Origin of the sequence: Pseudomonas sp. v388 (genome assembly GCF_003935425.1) — a bacterium.
GTDB lineage: Bacteria > Pseudomonadota > Gammaproteobacteria > Pseudomonadales > Pseudomonadaceae > Aquipseudomonas.
Genome location: NZ_RHQN01000001.1, coordinates 826,981 through 843,834, shown reverse-complemented (window position 1 = coordinate 843,834; position 16,854 = coordinate 826,981). Strand labels below are relative to the sequence as shown.

Below are 16,854 nucleotides of genomic sequence, written 5' to 3'. Positions count from 1 at the left end.
CGCTGCGATCTCACTGAGGGTGGACACGGTACATCTCCTTATGGCTGGCCGGCGCATCGCTGCGTAATAAATGGGTGGGCTGTCGCGTCAGAATTCCATCTTTCCGAATCGCTGACCGGAACCTTGCAAGCGTCAAGCCAGCAACCATACCGGTCGGCAGCGTCTGTAATGACTGACTATTGCTCTCGTTGCCGGCCGTCTTGATGGCTGAGCAGGGGTTTGAGGCGAGGAGCAATGTGGCGAGATGATGTCTGCGCACACTGGTTGCCGATGAATACAGAGCTGTTTGAAAAAAGATGGGGAACGCAGCGGCGGTACTCTGTGTCTACGAATGTATGGAAACTTCGTAACAGGGCACGCAAGGAGAGTGTTATGGAATTGGCAGGATGCATCGCCTACAGCAAGAACAGTGTCGAGCTGGGGCGCGTCGATCAGAGCGGTCACATTCGCCATGTTGATGAGCTGGTGTTCCGCATATCCCGTGGCGCGGTCTACTCAGTTCATGACATGTACCTGGGGCAGCTGAGAAATGGCGTGGGGGTGACCGATCGCGGTGAGTTGCTCTTCACCTTGAGTCCGGCGTTCGCATAAACCCTTCGCGTCAGGCGTCTTATCGACGTATGGCTCGATCCGGTCTATTACCACGCGAGGGGATCGCTATGCCACTCGCAAGTGAATCATGACCGCAGAAAACGAGGGGATTCCTGCATCAGCACGGCGAGGTTGACTGAAAGCGTTTCACCGGTTGGCCTCGACTCGATGGAGGGATGACGCAGCCAGTATTCCCAATAGTTGACGTCTGCCACCCACGTGGAGCCATGGCGTAATTTTGCCAGGTGGTGAGGCTCGCCCAGCTTGAACCATACACGGCGACCGGTGGGAGACATCCAGTGGTGCGTGGCTTCCCGCGGTGCAGTCGACCAGTCAGCCCCAGGCGTGGATGGCATTTCCTGCGCGGGGTGCCTGCGCATCAGTTGCGTCAGTCTTTCGCTGAATTCGACGTCATTGCGGGGTGTTGCAGAGAATTCATCCATGTATTCGGACATATCAGGGTCCATCCTTTTGCTTTGACGACAACCAATTCAAGCCAGCCGAATCCGTGGATTCAATTATTTACCAGTGAAAGATAACAGTTGAATGAAAGAGGGCGCTCGAACCGACTGGCGGTTTGCAATGTAGAAATCGACATCGTATGAATGCTGACCATTCTGGTTGCTTACTACAGATCGCCACCATTACCTCAGTCGCACGGCTTATTGTTGCTTTTACAGCAAAGTCATGTTGAACGGCATCGAAAAGACCTGCCCCACGGTTCAGGCACGAATCTCCATGTTGCGCTGTCACACCTCACCCATCCCGCTTAGGTCAATCCTTGCGATTCGCTCCGGAGCGTTCTCGCTTGAGACTGGTTTTCCGGTAGAGCTCCCAGCGCGCACGGGCTTCTGCAAGCTTGGCGTCAGCCACGCCCTTCAGCATGGAAAACTCGTGAATCGTCTCGGGTTTATCGGGAGGTGTGTCCAGCACAGCGTAGGCCGCTTCATAAAGTTGGTCAGCTTCAACGAAGCACTGGTTGATTTGACTGAGTTCCAACGTCTGTTCGGCTTCCGACACGTAAATTCTTGTGAGCGATTTCATAACTACTCCGTGCAACCAAGGGCAACTCGTTAGCCCTGTGGAATATCTGAAATTAGAATTTACTCCCGAAATTCCTAAGGTTAGCTATCCGTATGAAGGTAACGGTTGAGGAAGGCTATTCATGTGTACCAAAAGCACAGCACTTACCGACCGAAGGTACTCCGCGCACCGTTACCATTTATCGAACCAACGGCACTTCGGCAAAGCCAGCGCAATCTCAGTTTCATGCGCGGATAAGCTGCGCCGCATATCGGAGAATGATCATGGTGAATGAAGACAATGGCCCTGACAGCGCTTATCCAGGCCCGGCCGAGCCTGGCAGCCAAGACGAAACTTATCCTGATCTGGAAACTGACGCTGACAATGATGATCAGGACGAACTGACCGATGATTTCGTCGATTCGGACTTGCCGGACAACTCGCCGGTTGACGAGTCAGAGGAGCCTTCACCCGGCAGCAGTGCATGACAGGGTGGGAAGTCAGTAAAGGGGGAGGCGAGTAGGACAGGACGACGGGCAACCATGAACTGCGAAGCAAACCGACAATTGCGAACCGGAAACTCACAAAAAATTCCGGCTATAGAGGGCGTAAGCGGTGATTTTCATATGGTGCCCCGAGCCGGGGTCGAACCGGCACGTCCAAAGGACGAGGGATTTTAAGTCCCTTGCGTCTACCAATTTCGCCATCGGGGCGGTAGCGCCAAGAGCAGGGAATATATACACCCAGTCCCCACGAAGCAAGCGCGGGAGGGCCGGAAGCGCGCAATCGCGGGCTTTTTTTCAAAAATAAAACTCTCGATAAATCATGGGGCTATGAAATCTGCCTGTAGCGAGATCTCAGCTTGGTGTCCTATTGCGCGGCGCGACCTGTGTTCGCGTCACACATCACCGCTTGAAGCTCGCTGTCCGTTCGCCTATATAAATCTCTGGCGCGGGACGAATCGGGGCGGCGGTCGAAACAGCTCAGACCAGTTCGCCAATGAGCCGATAAGCGCTAGTTGAAATCGTCTAAAGATATAGGAAAAATTCCGACACGGTCGGTGGTATACGGTGGCTCGAGGGAGGCGGGCGGTGAACCGGCAGGCCGGGATGGGGCGGGCTGTGCAGCAAGAAACTGATCGTTTAAACAGGGGATGGAGTAGTCAGGCAATGAGCGACATCGGTTCACGTTTGAGACAGGAACGGAAGCGGTTGGGACTCTCCCAGCGGGAAATTGGCCAGTTAGGTGGAGTGGCCGCCAATGCACAAGGCAAGTATGAAAGCGGCGAGCGGGTCCCCAAGGCAGACTACCTGGCGGCCTTGGCCAGTATTGGGGTGGATGTTCTGTACGTCCTGACCGACCGGCGAACCAGTACGGTGGCGATGGACAACCTGGTTAGTCGGGTGGCCAGGACTGGTGGCGAGCCGGCGGCGCTGTTCGTCGAAGTGCAGCAGGCGGTCAGCCAACTGGTGACCACCATCGAGCAGATCTCCAACAGCTATGACTCCGAGGCTCGACAGGGTGACTCCGGCGGGCGAGCGTTGTCCATGGCGAGCCGGGAGTAGATTGGACGGCAGGCGTCTATCCTGCCTGCGTGTCCTCGATGACCTCTTCCACCTTGTCTGCCAACTGCCGCAGGAAGTTCGCCAGGGCGACTTCTTCCTGGCGCAGCCCTTTGCGCTGTCGGATTTTCGGAAGGCTGGCAAGGTTGCCGAGCAGAAAGCCTTCCAGCACCGCAGGATGGATATAGCATTTACGGCAGATCGCCGGCGTGTTGCCGAGCAGGCGCGAGACCTCCTTGACCATTTCCACGATGTGTCGCTTGGCATCGGCCTCCGGTTCCCATTGCAGCTTGCGCAGGGTGGCCAGGGCCATGGCGCTGGCGGCCCAGGTCCGGTAGTCCTTGGCGGTGAAGTCCGCGCCGGTAAGACTGTGCAGATAAGCATTGATATCCGAGGACGTCACGTTGTGACGCACGCCGTCATCATCCAGGTACTGGAACAGATTCTGACCGGGTAGCTCCATGCAGCGTTTGATCACATTCGCCAGTCGGCGGTCCTGCACGCTGACCCGGTGCTCGACGCCACTCTTGCCGCGAAACTCGAAGACAATCTTGCCCCCATGCACCTCGACATGCTTGTTGCGCAATGTGGTCAGCCCATACGAGCGGTTTTCCTTGGCGTACTGGCTGTTGCCGATACGGATCAAGGTAGCGTCCAGCAAAGAAACGACCGTTGCCATGACCTTTTCACGTCCCATGCCTGGCTGGGCGAGCTGGGCTTCGATCTGCTTGCGCACCTTGGGCAGCGCGTGGCCGAACTGGATCAGGCGGGCGTATTTGTTCTGGTCGCGTATCTCCCGCCACCGCGGGTGATAGCGGTACTGCTTGCGGCCGCGGGCATCACGGCCGGTGGCTTGCAGATGGCCTGCCGGGTCGGCGCAGATCCATACGTCTGTGTACGCGGGCGGTACTGCCAGGGCGTTGATGCGTTTGATCTCGGCCTGATCCCGGATGCGTTCGCCTTGGGTATCGAAATAGGCGAACTTGCCGCGCAACAGTTTGCGCGTGAATCCAGGCTGGCTGTCGTCTACATAATGCAGGTCGGATGCGGCGGGCGTGATGGGGGGCGAGTCGGGCATGGCTGAACCTCAAAGGCAGTTAACATCACTGACCGCTGCCGCGCGGCGAGGTGCCCAGTATCTGCCGTTCGGTTCAGGCCAGCACCGCCACCGCCTTGATCTGCGCCCACATCGCCTGGCCCGTGTGGATCTGCAACTGGTCGAAAGAGAAGCGTGTAATGCGCGCCAGGATCGGCGTGCCGCACGCATCCAGGCGCACAGTCACGTGGGCGCCGTTATCCGCCGCCTGATGACCGACCACCCGGACCGGGAGGCGGTTGAGAATGCTGCTCTGGCCGTCCGGCAGCAGATTGAGACTGACGTCTCTGGCTCCGATCTTGATGCGCAAGCGCGTACCCGGCGCTATCGCCCGATGCGCGACGCGGATAGCCAGTTCGCTGTGGGGCAGGGCCAGGCTCAACAGCTGATAGTGCGCATCATAGGCCGTCGCCGTGCCTTCGATGGTTACCCCCGCGTCATCGCCCAAGGCCAAGGGTAGATCGAGTCGCGCCAGGGTTTCACTGATCGGACCGCTGGCCAGCACCTTGCCCTGATCGAGCAGCACCAGGTGATCGGCCAGGCGCGCAACCTCATCCTGTGCGTGGCTGACATACAGCATGGGAATGTCCAGTTCGCCGTGCAGCCGTTCCAGATATGGCAGGATTTCGTTCTTGCGCTGAGTGTCCAGCGCCGACAGCGGTTCGTCGAACAGCATCAGGCCAGGGCTGGTGAGCAGGGCGCGGGCGATGCCGACGCGTTGCCGTTCGCCGCCGGAGAGGGTGTCGACCCGGCGCTGCAGAAGATGATCGATTCCCAGCAGTTCAGCCGCCTGGGGCGGTTGCAAGTGCTGCTGCCCGCGTGGAATCCGCTTGAAGCCGAACGCCAGGTTACCGCTCACAGAGAGATGGCTGAACAGGCTCGCTTCCTGAAAAACGTAGCCGATGGAGCGCTTATGCGGTGGTACGAATACGCCCCTGGCGGTGTCCTGCCAGGTTTCGCCGTTGACACGGATCACTCCGTGCTGAGCTTTCTCCAGACCGGCGATGCAGCGCAGGCAGGTAGTCTTTCCTGAGCCGGAAGGCCCGTAGAGGGCGGTCACGCCGGAGCCGGGGAGGCTGATGTCGACGTCGACTTCAAAGTCGGCGTAGCGCATCTGCAGGTGAATATCCATAGGCACAGCCATGACTCATCTCCATCCGGAGCTGGACTTGCCGCTGGAATACAACGCCAGCAGCACCAGAAATGAAAACACCAGCATGGCGCCTGCCAGCCAGTGGGCTTGCAGATATTCCATAGACTCGACGTGATCGAATATCTGCACCGAAACGACGCGGGTTTTCTCCGGTATGTTGCCACCGATCATTAATACCACCCCAAACTCCCCGACTGTGTGCGCGAACCCTAAAATCGCAGCAGCCAGGAAACCAGGTCTGGCGAGCGGCAGCACTACCGTGAAGAAGGTGTCCCAAGGGCCGGCACGCAGTGTCGCGGCCACTTCAAGCGGGCGTGGGCCGATGGCGGCGAAGGCGTTATGCAGTGGCTGCACGACGAAAGGCATCGAATACACCACTGAGCCGATCACCAGCCCGGTGAAACTGAACGTCAGCGTGCCAAGCCCCAGGCTCTGGGTGAACTGGCCCACCGCGCCGTTGGGGCCCAACAGCAACAACAGATAGAAGCCGATCACCGTGGGTGGCAGTACCAGGGGCAGGGCGACGATGGCGCCCACCGGACCTTTGAGCCAGGAGCGGGTGTGCGCCAGCCATAGTGCGATGGGCGTACCGATGACCAGCAGAATGAGCGTGGTCACCGAGGCCAGTTTCAAGGTCAGCCAGATCGCCGCCAGATCGGCGCTTCCCAGCGGCATTTACAGCTGATACCCGAACGACTTGATGATTCGAGCGGCTTGCGGGCCCTTGAGGTACTCCACCAATGCTCTGGCGGCTGCACTGTCCTTGCCTTTGTTGAGAATGACGGCGTCCTGACGGATCGGGTCATGCAACTGAGCCGGCACCACCCAGGCCGAACCGCTGGTGAGCTTGCCGTCCTTGTAGATTTGCGACAAAGCGACGAAGGCCAGTTCGGCATTGCCGGTGGAGGCAAACTGATACGCCTGAGTGATGCTCTGGCCTTCCACCAGGCGGGCACGAGTTGCGTCCTTCAGGCCGAGCTTGCTCAGCGTCTGCATGGCCGCCAGGCCATAAGGCGCGGCCTTGGGGTTGGCGATGGCCAGATGTTGATAGCCGTTGCCCTTGAGCACGTCACCCTGGTCATCGACATAACCGGGCCTGGCCGACCACAGCGCCAGCGTGCCGGTGGCGTAGGTGAAGCGCGAGCCTTTGACGGTCGCACCTTCCTGTTCCAGCCTGGCGGGCGTGGTGTCGTCGGCGGACAGGAATACCTCAAAGGGCGCGCCATTGTTGATCTGCGCGTAGAACTGGCCGGTTGCGCCGAACGACGCCACCAGTTTGTGTCCGGTGTCTTTCTCGAAGTCTGCGGCGATGGCCTGGATCGGTGCAGTGAAATTCGCCGCAACCGCGACCTGGACTTCGTCAGCCAGCGCTGAGGCTGCACCGAGGGCAGCACAGGCCGCGACAATGAAAACAAGCGGCGTGCGAAGGGCATTGACTGACATGAAGCGGCTCCGGTGTCTTGAAGTGGAAAAGGCCGCGTGCGGGCGGCCTTTCGCTATATACGAGAATATATAGCGATCTCCAGTCCCGATGGAAGTACCGATTCAGATCCGCGCTGCTACGCCTTGCAGCCTTGCCAGCGCTTGCGCGGCCAACTGACGGGTCAGTTGTTCGGCGGGCAGCTCGCGCTTGATGCCTACGGCCTGGCCTGCCCACATGTTCATGAAGTCGCCACTGCCGGCGGCTTCGGCCTTGGCCCGCAGTGGCATCAGTGCCCCGCCGGCCAGCGGGAACGCCGGCGCCAGCGGACTCATTGGTCCGATTTCGCGCATCACACGATTGACGATGCCGCGCGCGGGGCGGCCGGTGAACAGGTTGGTGAGTGCGGTCTGACTGTCCTTGGCTTCCCGCAGCGCCCGATGATACGGCTTGCTGACCTTGGCCTCCGGGCAGAACAGGTACGCAGTACCGACCTGCACCGCCGAGGCGCCAAGCATGAAAGCAGCGGCGATGCCGCGGCCGTCGGCAATTCCCCCGGCAGCGATCACCGGGACTTTCACGGCGTCGACGATCTGCGGCACCAGTGCCAGCGTGCCGACCTGAGTGTGCAGTTGATCGCTGAGAAACATGCCACGATGACCGCCCGCCTCATACCCCATGGCAATGATCGCGTCGCAGCCGTGGGCCTCCAGCCATATTGCTTCGTCCACCGTGGTCGCCGACGAGATGATGCGCGCGCCTGTGGCCCGCACGCGCTGCTGCAGAGCGGCTTGCGGCAGGCCGAAGTGGAAGCTGACCACTTCCGGCCGCAGGCTTTCGATCAGTGCGCAGCCGACTTCGTCGAACGGCGCGCGATTGGACACCGGCGTCGGTGCATCGTAGTCGGCGCCCAGTTCCTGGTAATAAGGCTGGAGGGCTTCTTTCCAGCGCTCGGCGCGTTCGGCGTCGAACGGCGGCGGGGTGTGGCAGAAGAAATTGAGATTCAGTGGCCCTTGGCTGTGCTGTCGGAATATCGCGACTTCTTCGCGGATCTGCTCATGGGTCAGCATCGCGCAGGGCAATGACGCCAGGCCGCCGCCTTTGGCCACGGCAATGGCCATGGCCGATCCGGTGACGCCGGCCATCGGCCCGTGGAGAATCGGCAGTTCGATAGCGAAAAGGTCCAACAGGCGACGGTCTGGCCAAGTGGTCATGTACAGGCTCCAGGCAGGGCGGTGGAAATTCCGGATTGCGCGCCGAGTATAACGGTTGTCCGGCAACACGCCGATTTGACATTAAATACGATCGGTCTAATCTAGCGCGTCATGACTGAACTCAATTCCAAGCCCCGGCGTCCCGGGCGTCCACCCAAGGTGGACCGCGACCCCCTCGAAACCCGCGAAGCCCTGTTGCGACGCGGCCTTGAGATCATGACCGAGCACGGTTTCACCAACACTGGCCTGGATTTCCTGCTCAAGGAAGTGCAGGTCCCCAAAGGCTCTTTCTATCACTATTTCGGCAGCAAGCAGGCGTTTGGCCTGGCCGTGCTTGACGAATACGCCCGCTATTTCGCCCGTCGCCTGGATCACTGGCTGCTGGATGAAAACCTGTCACCGCTGGAGCGTCTGGTCGGATTCGTGCAGAGCGCCAAGTCGGGCATGGCCCGCCATGAATACCGACGCGGCTGCCTGGTCGGAAACATGGGGCAGGAAATCGGCCTGCTCCCGGAAGAGTTTCGTAGCGCGCTGGAACTGATCCTGCTGGACTGGCAGGCCAGACTGACACGCTGCCTGCAGGCCGCCCAACAATCGGGCGAACTGGGCAGGCGTGCAGACTGCGCCGAGCTGGCCGCGTTTTTCTGGATCGGCTGGGAAGGCGCGGTGCTCCGTGCACGCATGGTTCGCAACGACGCGCCGCTCAATACCTTTATTGCAGGCTTTCTACGCGGCTTGCCGCAGTGAAAGCTCAGCGCCAATTAAAGACAACCGGTCTAAAGAGGAGGCAGCATGTTCAACGGCATTCTGATCAATAAAGACGAACAGGGTTATCGGGCGCATTTGGGGCCGATCGACGATGCTTCCTTGCCGACCGGAGATGTCACGGTCCGGGTCTCCCACAGCACGCTCAACTACAAAGACGCTCTTGCATTGACCGGGCAAAGCCCGATCGTGCGCAGCTTTCCCATGGTGCCGGGCATCGATCTGGCCGGTACGGTCGAAGCCAGCGAATCCACTCAGTTCAAGGTGGGCGATGCGGTGCTGCTCAACGGTTGGGGCGTGGGGGAATCCCATTGGGGTGGGCTGGCGCAGAAGGCGCGGCTCAAGGCTGACTGGCTGATCCCGCTGCCGGACGCCTTCACTCCAGCTCAGGCCATGGCCATCGGTACCGCGGGTTACACCGCCATGCTCAGTGTCCTGGCACTCGAACATCACGGGATCAGACCGGAAGACGGCGAAGTGCTGGTCACTGGCGCCAATGGCGGGGTCGGCAGCTTTGCGATTGCCCTGCTGGCCGGGTTGGGCTATCAGGTCGTTGCCTCCACCGGGCGTGCCGACGAGGCGGATTACCTCACGCGCCTGGGCGCGGCCAGCATCATTGACCGCAGCCGACTGTCCGAGCCGGGCAAGCCGCTGGCCAAGGAACAGTGGGCGGCGGCCATCGATTCGGTGGGCAGTCACACCCTGGCCAACGTTTGCGCGGGTATCCGTTATCGCGGCATTGTCGCCGCCTGCGGACTGGCCCAAGGCATGGAGTTCCCCGGCTCGGTCGCGCCGTTCATCCTGCGGGGCGTGACCCTGGCCGGTATCGACAGTGTGACCCGCCCGCGCGCCGATCGCCTGCAGGCGTGGGCGCGACTGGCGTCTGATCTGGATCGCTCGCTGCTGCCGCTGATCAGCCATGAGATCGGCCTCAGTGAGGTCATTGATATTGCGCCGCGCCTGCTGGCCGGACAGGTCAGAGGGCGGATTGTGGTCGATGTCGAACGTTGAGTCGCGGGCACGGTAGCCTTCAGCTGCGTGCTAAAGTCACTGTTTTGGACCCGGACGAGGCAGCTCAGCGCTGCCTCGCCCATGCAATAAAGGCGTCGCCTCACATGCCCGAAGACTCCCGCAGCGAGCCTGCCGCGCAACCCGTGGCCTCGCCACCTGCACCGAAACTGCCGGATATCAGCAATCCGCTGCAGCTCTACCTCGATCGTCTTGCTCCCTCCAGCCGCCTGACCATGACCTACGTGCTGCAGGACGCTGCCGACCGTCTCGGCCTGGCCGACGTGGACATTCGCGACGTGCCCTGGCACACCTTGCAACCTGGCCATGTCACTGCACTGGTCGCGGCGCTGCGCGCAGACGATTACGCACCCAATACCACCTCGCTGTATGTCAATGCAATCCGCGGGGTGATGAACGAAGCCTGGCGCCATGACTTGATCAGCCACGACCAGTTGCTCAAGATCCGCTCGATCAAACCGGTCAGCGGCACGCGGCTGGTCAAGGGCCGCAACATCCGGCGCAGCCTGATTCGCGAGCTGATGGACGTCTGCGCCGCCGACCCCAGGCCGCAAGGGCGCCGGGACGCGGCGATCATCGCGATCCTCTACGGCTCGGGGATGCGCAAGTCCGAGTCAGTCAATCTTGACCTGTCCCAGGTGGATTTCGCCGACCGCAGCCTGAAGGTACTCGGCAAGGGCAACAAGCAGATGATCAAGTACGCGCCGCAATGGGCGTTCCAGGCGCTGGATGCCTGGCTGCAGCTGCGCCGTTCGTGCCTGCCGCAAGGTCTGGACGATGATCCGTTTCTGTTCAATCGTATCCGTCGCGGCAGTCACATCACCCGGGAGCGGATCACCAAGCACGCAATCTACTTCATCGCCAAGCAGCGCGGTCGGCAGGTGGGGGTAAACATCATGCCCCATGATTTTCGCCGCTCGTTCATCACCCGTGTAATCGAAGAATACGATCTGTCGATCGCCCAGAAACTGGCACACCACACCCATATTGCGACCACCGCCAGCTACGACATGCGCAGCGAAAACGAACGGCGCCGGGTCGTGGACCGGTTTGACCTGTAGACACTTCCAGCCTGCCCGGCGCCAAACCTCGCAGGAGCCGACTGGTCCGCGAAGACATTTTCGCAACTGACCTGTTTGCTGCGCCGGTACCGCCTTTTCGCGGACATGCCCGCGCTCATCACGTATCCGCAAACAAAAAAAGGCCGCTTCGCTAAGCGAGGCGGCCTAAAGATCTAACCAAAGGAATGATGAAGAAGAGCAAGTATTCATGTGCCATGCGACGCGGATTCGCACGGTGACAAAAACGTGTTCAACCATCGCCGACAACGTTAACACCCCCGATTGCACAGGGTGTATCAGCTCTGTTGATAGTCATTATCATCATCCGCAACTTGCCACTTCAGCCCGCGGAACACGCCCCGCTGCGCGGTTCCATCCGTTATTTCGATCCGTCGCCCGCGAGGTATCAACCGATCCAATAGCCAACCCTCGGCCCGGATTACATGCTTGATCCCGTCAACAACGCACGGATTTGAGCATGGAAAAGTTCGATATTCACCGCAGGACCGACTTCGATGCGCTGGTGCCTGAATACGGTCTGGATGGCAGCCGCTTGCTGCCGTGGCAGGGTTATCCGATGCCGTTTGCCGGCGGCTGGTGTGTGGTGCGTCCAGGAACGCAGAGCGAGGCGCACACCCAGGTCGATCAGGAACTGTTCATCGCCATCAAGGGCCAGGCGCGCCTGGTGATCGGTGAGCGGGAAATGTCTTTCGCAACCGGGGACATTGCCGCGATCCCCAAGCACACCACCCATTACGTCATCAACGACTCGGCAGAAGACTTTCACTTTTACGTCATCTGGTGGGACATGAACCATGTGGACGCCTTCGTGGCACAGCACACCGACACCACGGGGTGCCTCGATGACTAGGTTCATTGTCACCATTACGCCGCCAACGCCCAATGGCGACCTGCACATCGGCCATATCGCCGGCCCGTTCCTGGCGGCTGACGTGTTCACCCGGGTACAACGTCAACGCGGGCATGAATGCGTGTTGCTGTCGTATTCCGACGACTACCAGTCCTACATGCTGCGCAAGGGGCTGGAGACCGGGACGCACCCGGTGGAGCTGGCCAGCCGCAACAGCGACCGCATCGAAGCCTCCCTGGCCGCGATCAATATCCAGCCCGACAATTGGATGCGCCCCCATGGCAACCCGTGGTTTGCCGAGGCCGTCGCCGAAGTGTTCGACGCGCTGCAAGCCGCAGGTTTCATCGAGTTTCGTGATTCCCTCCAGGCCTGGTGCCCGGACTGTGAAGTCTGGGGCTACGAAGCGTTTGCCCGGGGCCGCTGCAACTATTGCGGGACCGACTCCGACGCCAGTCAGTGCGAACATTGCGCCCAGGCGCCGGACGCGGAGCGGATGACCGACCTGCGCTGCAAGCTGTGCAACCAGCCGTGCCAGTGGAAAAGCGCCCATCGCGCCTTCCTCAAACTGGCGGCGTTTCGCCCGGTGTTGCGCGAACGTTTGCTGGATCGCCACTGGCGTGCGCCGCTCGGCACCTGGCTGCGCGACACCCTGGAGCATCTGCACGACTGGGGCGTGACCCGCCCCGGCGACGGTGGGCTGGATCTTCAGGCCGACGGCTCGTGCCGGGTGCATACCTGGTTCATGGGACTGGCCGGCTATATCGCGGCGTTTCGCGAATGGGCCGCTTGCACCGGACAGCCGGATCTGTTTCGCCAGTACTGGCAGTCGGGGCAGGGCAGTCTGGTGCATTTCCTGGGGTTCGATTGCGTGTTCAGCCACGCCATCGTCTACCCGGCGCAACTGTCGGTGCTTAGCGGCCTGAACGTGCAGCAGCACTTCGTTCCCAACCAGTTTCTCAAGCTCGATGGCCTGAACCTGTCCACCAGCCGCAATCACGCTATCTGGGTCGGCGATCTGGCCCGCCAGGCGTGTGCCGACAGCGCGCGTCTGTACCTGGCGAGCATCGCGCCGGAGCAGAGTGAAGGAGATTTTCGCCTGCAGCATTTCCTGCAATGGCGAGGCGAGCTGTTCGCCACGTTTTTCCCGGCGCTGCTGGAAGCCGGAAGCGAGCCAGGTCAGGACTGGTGGACCGGTCTTTGCGGACCCGACGCGGGGCTGCTGGAAGCGTTGCGCCTGCAATGGATCAAGGCCGCCGAGCCAGAGCGGTTCTCGATGAAAGGCATGGCGCAGGTACTGCTGGACGTGATCGCCATTACTCGCACACGCCTGGCCGCAGGTCGACCGGTCCATCACCTGGCAGCGTTCATCGCGGTGACCGGCCAAGCGCTGATCCCCGAAATGTCGGCGCTGATCTTCCAGCGCTTCGATCTGCCGGAGGCACGGGTGAACGCCACGCTGATGTCCGGCTCGGTCGCCGATTACTCCATCTGAACGGACGCACAAAGATGTTTATCGACTACCCGATTGCGGTGATCGGCGCCGGGATCATTGGCGCCGCCATTGCCGCCAGACTCACCAGCCTGGGCATTTCAGTGGTTTTGATCGACAAGGGCGCCGCCGGCAGCCTGGGCGCGAGCAGCTACTCCGGTGGACTGGTGCGGCTCTACGACCGCGACCCGTTGTTGATGGAGCTGGCGGCCATGTCCATCGGCCTGCTGGATCAGGACCCATTCGCCAGTGCCTACGCCAGCGCGTTGCAGCGCACCGGCGCGATCTACCGGGCAGGGCCGGATCAGCTGGAACGCCTGCACGCCGCCATCAAGCAGCACGCCAGCGCGCGTTATCCGATGCAGCTGTTGTCCGGCGGCGAACCGGGCTTTTCGGCACACCGCAGCAACCTGTTCGAACCCCATGCCAGTGTGGGCAACGTGCGCCAGGCGGTGGCCGCGCTTGCCGGCCGGGTGCGCCGCGATGGCCTGTTGCTGGAGCATTGCGAGGTCAAGTCGCTGGACTGCCGCTCGCGTGACGAAGTGCTGCTGGATATCGGCCAGGCCACGTTGCGTTGCCGCGCCGTGGTGGTTGCCGCCGGGGCCTGGAGTCAGCGCTGGCTGCCGCCACTGGGCTTGCACACTCGTTCGATTCCCTTGGCCCGGGTCCGCACTGACGACGAGTGGGCGATGCCGGTGATTGATGCTGTGACCCAAAGCTACGCCATCCCGCTGAGCCGTAACCTGGTGCAGACCGGCTGTGGTTTTCGCGACACAGCCCCATGGCCGCAAGACCTGAAATCGCCCGATGCCCGCCATGCCGAAGATGCCCGCGTGCGCATTGAACAACTCTCTCGGAGCGGGTGCGAACCTCGTGGTAGCGGCTTTAGCCGCGAAGCGGCCCGTCCAGCCACAGCCGATATCGCGCCTGTGGTCAGGGTTGGAGGCACCACGCGCCATCAGGTTCTCGACCTATTGCCCGGCTTCGACAGCTACACCCCGGACGGTCGGCCGGTGGTGGGTTTCTGCGCTGAAGACAGTCCGCTCTATGTGGCCACCGGTATGTCCGGCCTGGGCTTCAAATTCGCCCCCGCCGTTGCGCAGATCGCCGCCGGGCAGTTGCAACGCCACCTGAACGGGCAGGCGCCCGGCGCGGACTGGTCGGGCTTGTCACCCTCGCGCCTGATGCAGGTCGCCGGGCAGGTGAGGATGCAGCCATGAGCGACATCCGCAGGCAACCGGCGGCGCTGCGGGTCGGTGTCAGTGCCTTGTTCGACCCGGCCGACACGCCCCATGCGCGCACGTTTCTGCGCGCCCTGTGTGTCGCGCGCAATTTGCTGCCCGACCTGCAACCGGTGCAATGGCTGTTCCTCGATGACGGTGCCAATCCGGCGCGGGGTGCCGAGGTCGCCCGGCAGATGATCCAGTGGAAGGCCGACGTGGTCATCGGCCACTTCTCTTCCGACGCCGCCGTCAGCGCAGCCCGGCTGTACGAACCGGCCGGCATCGCGCTGCTGACGCCTGCGGCGACGATCGACTGCCTGACCCTAGAGCATCGCAACGTGTTTCGTTTCTGCCCATCCGACCGGCGCCTGGCCGGGGACCTGGTGAGCTGGCTGCAGGCCCGGCAATGGCGGGCGCTGCACATCGAGGCGGACACCAGCGCTCACGGTCAAGCCCTGGCTCAGGCCATAGCTGCGGCCGCGCATCTGGCCGGATTGCAGCAGGTCTTCGACCGGGAACAAGCCCAGGTGGAGGTCTTCGCCGGACGTTTGCGTGCCAGTCGACAGCACTGGCAGGCGCGTCGTGCCACCGGCAGTTCCAGGCCGCTGGTGCTCACGGACGATGCCGCGTCGCCGCAACTCGGCGCTGGCCGAGCAGGCGACGTAAACGCCTTCGTCATCGGCTTCGGCAACCCCCAGGCACCTGGCTGCCACAGCGCGCTGTTGCACCGGACGCTGTTCGAAGGGGCTCCCGAAACCTATTTCCGGGAAAGCCTGCTGATGCTGTACGTGCTGGCCCAACTGGCAGTCGGGCCGGAGCGAGGGCCGCAGCTGACCGACGTGCTGCAACGGCGCTGCTTCGCAACGCCACTGGGTGCCGTTGGCTTCGAAAACGGCGAATGCCGGGGCGCCACTACCCGGATATGGCAAGTCGGCAGCGCCGGTTTGCTGCCCTTGACCGGATAGCCGAGTCACCATTTTCCCCCTTAATTCCACCTTCAAGGACGAGCCTGATGAACACTCTGACGCCACCTTCTGTTACTTGCGACGCCGTATGCGTCGGTTTCGGCCCGGCCGGAATGGCCTTGTCCTGCGCCTTCGAGGACGCGCGGGAAGCAGGCGCGCCGCTGGCCGACCTGTCGGTGCAGTATCTGGAAGCTGCGCCCCACACCCAATGGCATCCCGAACTGTTGCTCAGCGGAACCGACATCAACCACCACGTGTTTCGCGACCTGGTGACGCCCCGTAACCCGCGCAGCCGGTTTTCCTTCGCCATGTACCTCAAGGCCCACGACCGCCTGTTCGACTTCGGCCTGCTGGGTCGTCCGGCGAGCCGTCATGAATGGTCGGACTACCTGGCCTGGGTGTCCCGCCAGGTAGACGCCCACACCCGGTTCGATGCGCCGGTACAGGACATCCTGCCAGTCATACGCGACGGGCGCCTGGAGCAGGTGCAAATCCGCATCCGCAATCGGCCGGAAACGTTCAGCACCCGGCATCTGGTGCTGTCCAGCGGCAGCGCGCCTCGGGTTCCCGAGCTGTTCGAACCCTTGCTCGGTCCACGGGTGTTTCATACCTCGCAGTTCCTCACCCGGCTTGACGCCCTGGGTGCGGCGCTGCCCAAGCGCTGGCTGGTGCTGGGTTCCGGGCAGAGCGCCAGTGAATCGGTGCTGGAACTGATCGGTCGAAACCCAGGCATCGAGGTGCATTCGGTGCATCGCTCGGCAGGCTTCAAGCTCACCCAACTGGGGCAGTTCCCCAACCGGGTGTTTGCCCCGGACCACGTCGACTACTTCCACAGCCTGGAGCCGGCTGCACGACAGCGGTTCCTGGAATGGAGCCGCTCGACCAACTACGCGGGCATCGATCCGGACGAAAGCCAGAAACTGTTTTCCCTGGTCTACGAAGACCGTATCGCCGGCCGCCGACGCCTGCGCAGTCATGCCTATCGGGCGGTATCGGCCATCCAGCCGTCGGGCGACGGCTATCGGGTCACGCTCACCGATACGTTCAGCGGTCAGCGCGAAACCCTGGAGGTGGACGCCATCGTCCTTGGCACCGGCTATCAGCAGTTCCGGGTGCCGCCATTGCTGAGCAACCTGCAACCCTGGCTCAAGGCCGACCGCGACGGCGGCCTGGTCATCGACCGCGACTACCAGGTCGGCACCCAAGGCGACTGCGACGTGAAGATCTGGGTCAACGGCCTGTCCGAGCGCAGCCACGGCATCAGCGACAGCCAGTCGTTCTCGCTGATGGCGTTGCGTGCCGAGCGCATTGCCGCCGCCCTTGAACGGGCCGTCCGCACGACGGCTCATGAATCGATCCTGACACAGTGAAGTGAACCTCATGCACCAAGCA

At 61.9% G+C, this 16,854-nt stretch carries 18 protein-coding genes and 1 tRNA gene; 11 read left to right on the top strand and 8 right to left on the bottom strand.

The window, feature by feature from the left end; all coding sequences use genetic code 11:
- Positions 1-372: 372 nt before the first annotated feature.
- A complete protein-coding gene (locus EGJ27_RS03750) occupies positions 373-591 on the top strand; it encodes a hypothetical protein (RefSeq protein ID WP_125829356.1) in 219 nt (72 codons plus the stop codon).
- A gap of 86 nt (positions 592-677) precedes the next feature.
- Here the strand turns inward: EGJ27_RS03750 and EGJ27_RS03745 are convergent, their stop codons facing one another.
- Positions 678-1,046, bottom strand: a complete 369-nt coding sequence (locus EGJ27_RS03745; RefSeq protein WP_125829355.1) for a hypothetical protein — start codon at positions 1,044-1,046, stop codon at positions 678-680.
- A gap of 319 nt (positions 1,047-1,365) precedes the next feature.
- Complete coding sequence (locus tag EGJ27_RS03740) at positions 1,366-1,635, bottom strand: hypothetical protein (RefSeq protein WP_125829354.1); 270 nt, start codon at positions 1,633-1,635, stop codon at positions 1,366-1,368.
- A gap of 92 nt (positions 1,636-1,727) precedes the next feature.
- On the opposite strand from EGJ27_RS03740, the gene EGJ27_RS03735 reads away from it, so the two are divergent.
- Entirely contained in the window at positions 1,728-2,102 is a 375-nt protein-coding gene (locus tag EGJ27_RS03735) for a hypothetical protein (protein WP_125829353.1), read from the top strand.
- Between the two features lie 139 nt (positions 2,103-2,241).
- Here the strand turns inward: EGJ27_RS03735 and EGJ27_RS03730 are convergent.
- A tRNA-Leu gene (locus EGJ27_RS03730) sits at positions 2,242-2,327 on the bottom strand.
- Positions 2,328-2,783: 456 nt separating this feature from the next.
- Here EGJ27_RS03730 and EGJ27_RS03725 point away from each other — a divergent pair.
- Positions 2,784-3,179, top strand: a complete 396-nt coding sequence (locus tag EGJ27_RS03725) for a helix-turn-helix domain-containing protein (protein WP_125829352.1) — start codon at positions 2,784-2,786, stop codon at positions 3,177-3,179.
- A gap of 16 nt (positions 3,180-3,195) precedes the next feature.
- Here EGJ27_RS03725 and EGJ27_RS03720 read toward each other — a convergent pair whose 3' ends face one another.
- The 5 genes from EGJ27_RS03720 to EGJ27_RS03700 form a co-directional block, all read right to left on the bottom strand.
- Positions 3,196-4,254: a DNA topoisomerase IB gene (locus tag EGJ27_RS03720; protein ID WP_125829351.1), complete on the bottom strand. Its 1,059-nt coding sequence runs from the start codon at positions 4,252-4,254 to the stop codon at positions 3,196-3,198.
- A 73-nt stretch (positions 4,255-4,327) separates the two neighbouring features.
- Positions 4,328-5,416, bottom strand: coding sequence for a molybdenum ABC transporter ATP-binding protein (gene modC / locus EGJ27_RS03715; RefSeq protein ID WP_125829350.1), 1,089 nt, complete (start codon positions 5,414-5,416; stop codon positions 4,328-4,330).
- A gap of 3 nt (positions 5,417-5,419) precedes the next feature.
- Positions 5,420-6,100, bottom strand: a complete 681-nt coding sequence (gene modB / locus EGJ27_RS03710; RefSeq protein WP_125829349.1) for a molybdate ABC transporter permease subunit — start codon at positions 6,098-6,100, stop codon at positions 5,420-5,422.
- Positions 6,101-6,868: a molybdate ABC transporter substrate-binding protein gene (gene modA / locus EGJ27_RS03705; protein ID WP_125829348.1), complete on the bottom strand. Its 768-nt coding sequence runs from the start codon at positions 6,866-6,868 to the stop codon at positions 6,101-6,103.
- A gap of 102 nt (positions 6,869-6,970) precedes the next feature.
- Positions 6,971-8,059 (bottom strand): nitronate monooxygenase family protein, encoded by a 1,089-nt coding sequence (locus tag EGJ27_RS03700; RefSeq protein ID WP_125829347.1) that lies wholly within the window; start codon positions 8,057-8,059, stop codon positions 6,971-6,973.
- A gap of 111 nt (positions 8,060-8,170) precedes the next feature.
- Here EGJ27_RS03700 and EGJ27_RS03695 point away from each other — a divergent pair, with 111 nt between their 5' ends.
- The 8 genes from EGJ27_RS03695 (at position 8,171) to EGJ27_RS03660 (ending at position 16,832) form a co-directional block, all read left to right on the top strand.
- On the top strand, positions 8,171-8,806 hold the full coding sequence (locus EGJ27_RS03695) for a TetR/AcrR family transcriptional regulator (RefSeq protein ID WP_125829346.1): 636 nt from the start codon (positions 8,171-8,173) through the stop codon (positions 8,804-8,806).
- A 45-nt stretch (positions 8,807-8,851) separates the two neighbouring features.
- On the top strand, positions 8,852-9,835 hold the full coding sequence (locus tag EGJ27_RS03690) for an MDR family oxidoreductase (RefSeq protein ID WP_125829345.1): 984 nt from the start codon (positions 8,852-8,854) through the stop codon (positions 9,833-9,835).
- Between the two features lie 104 nt (positions 9,836-9,939).
- Positions 9,940-10,914, top strand: a complete 975-nt coding sequence (gene xerC, locus EGJ27_RS03685) for a tyrosine recombinase XerC (RefSeq protein ID WP_125829344.1) — start codon at positions 9,940-9,942, stop codon at positions 10,912-10,914.
- Between the two features lie 478 nt (positions 10,915-11,392).
- Positions 11,393-11,785 (top strand): cupin domain-containing protein, encoded by a 393-nt coding sequence (locus EGJ27_RS03680; protein ID WP_125829343.1) that lies wholly within the window; start codon positions 11,393-11,395, stop codon positions 11,783-11,785.
- A complete protein-coding gene (locus EGJ27_RS03675) occupies positions 11,778-13,277 on the top strand; it encodes a methionine--tRNA ligase (RefSeq protein WP_125829342.1) in 1,500 nt (499 codons plus the stop codon). The genes EGJ27_RS03680 and EGJ27_RS03675 overlap by 8 nt, the downstream gene beginning before the upstream one ends.
- A 14-nt stretch (positions 13,278-13,291) precedes the next feature.
- Positions 13,292-14,494 carry an FAD-binding oxidoreductase gene (locus EGJ27_RS03670; RefSeq protein ID WP_125829341.1) on the top strand — a complete coding sequence of 401 codons (1,203 nt, stop codon included), beginning with the start codon at positions 13,292-13,294 and terminating at the stop codon, positions 14,492-14,494.
- Complete coding sequence (locus EGJ27_RS03665) at positions 14,491-15,462, top strand: ABC transporter substrate-binding protein (protein ID WP_125829340.1); 972 nt, start codon at positions 14,491-14,493, stop codon at positions 15,460-15,462. Before EGJ27_RS03670 ends, EGJ27_RS03665 begins: the two co-directional genes overlap by 4 nt.
- 47 nt (positions 15,463-15,509) lie before the next feature.
- On the top strand, positions 15,510-16,832 hold the full coding sequence (locus tag EGJ27_RS03660; RefSeq protein WP_125829339.1) for a lysine N(6)-hydroxylase/L-ornithine N(5)-oxygenase family protein: 1,323 nt from the start codon (positions 15,510-15,512) through the stop codon (positions 16,830-16,832).
- Positions 16,833-16,854: the final 22 nt, after the last annotated feature.